This is a genomic window from Mesorhizobium sp. M5C.F.Ca.IN.020.32.2.1, assembly GCF_004023105.1.
Lineage (GTDB): Bacteria > Pseudomonadota > Alphaproteobacteria > Rhizobiales > Rhizobiaceae > Mesorhizobium > Mesorhizobium wenxiniae.
In genome coordinates, this window is record NZ_RZSX01001390.1 from 1 (window position 1) to 972 (window position 972).

At 59.3% G+C, this 972-nt stretch carries 2 protein-coding genes; both read right to left on the minus strand.

The window, feature by feature from the left end:
- On the minus strand, positions 1-278 hold a 278-nt coding region (locus EOA86_RS36240), incomplete at its 3' end, for an IMP dehydrogenase (protein ID WP_206630260.1).
- 286 nt (positions 279-564) lie between these two features.
- Positions 565-840 carry a hypothetical protein gene (locus EOA86_RS36245; protein ID WP_127209684.1) on the minus strand — a complete coding sequence of 92 codons (276 nt, stop codon included), beginning with the start codon at positions 838-840 and terminating at the stop codon, positions 565-567.
- Positions 841-972: the final 132 nt, after the last annotated feature.

The following is a 972-nucleotide window of genomic DNA, read 5'->3' on the forward strand; positions in this document are numbered from 1 at the left end:
TTCTTGACCTGCCGCACCTGCTCGGCCTGTTCGGCCGGCGAGAAATTGCGGTGGATGACGCCGATGCCGCCAGCCTGGGCCATGGCGATGGCAAGACGCGCCTCGGTCACGGTATCCATGGCGGCGGACAGGATCGGCACGTTGAGGTCGATGTCGCCGGCGATGCGGGTGCGGATATCGGTCTCGCCGGGCATGACCTCGGAATGACCCGGCTGCAGCAGCACATCGTCAAAGGTCAGCGCCAATGCGCCCGTGGACGTTTCGATAATCTTTGCCATTGCCAGCCCTCGGAATGCATGAAAAGCGCTGGACCGGATGGACAGCGCCGACTCGTCTTCTTCCCTTTCAGGATTGGCGCTGGCTCGTAACACGTCCCGTCGCCGATGAAAAGCCGATTGCTTGTGCACGGCAGGGCTGCGAACTCAGCTTGGTGCCTTCGCGATGATGGATTGGTGACCGGCATTCGCCGCTGCTCTGCGAGCGCAGCGGGAAAGATACGCGCTCGGATCGTCGCTCGGGTAGTGGGTCAGGTTGAAATTTGAGCGCCGGCAGGCGATGGATGGCCTAATAGTAATCGTAAACGCGCCGCTTGCCCCGCTTGCACTTGATCTCTTCCTTGTATTCGTCACCTTCCCACTTGCGCTCGATCGTGCAGTTGCCGCGCCGATATTCCTCTTTGGAGCTGTAGCGTTCCCGCTTCCGCTCATAATTATCTTCGTATCGGTAGCGGTCCTGCCATTTGCCATGGCCGCTCTCGTCCTTCCACGGATCGGCAGCAGCCACGCTGTTGCCTCCGACGATTGCAACCCACGCGGCAAGCATGGTGCCTTGCATCTTCATGACGCATTCACTTCAAAGGGGTTTAACTCGGATAAACCGGTTCCGGCCCATATCATCAATGAATCGTTCCCGGCGCTTCCGCGCTCGTGATCCGTCGGCAGTTATGCTCTTGATTTGTGCATGGTGCTGATT

What these genes read in the sequence shown, in the direction of transcription:
- EOA86_RS36245 (WP_127209684.1), bottom strand. Translation starts at nt 840, where the DNA reads ATGAAGATGCAAGGCACCATGCTTGCCGCGTGGGTTGCAATCGTCGGA.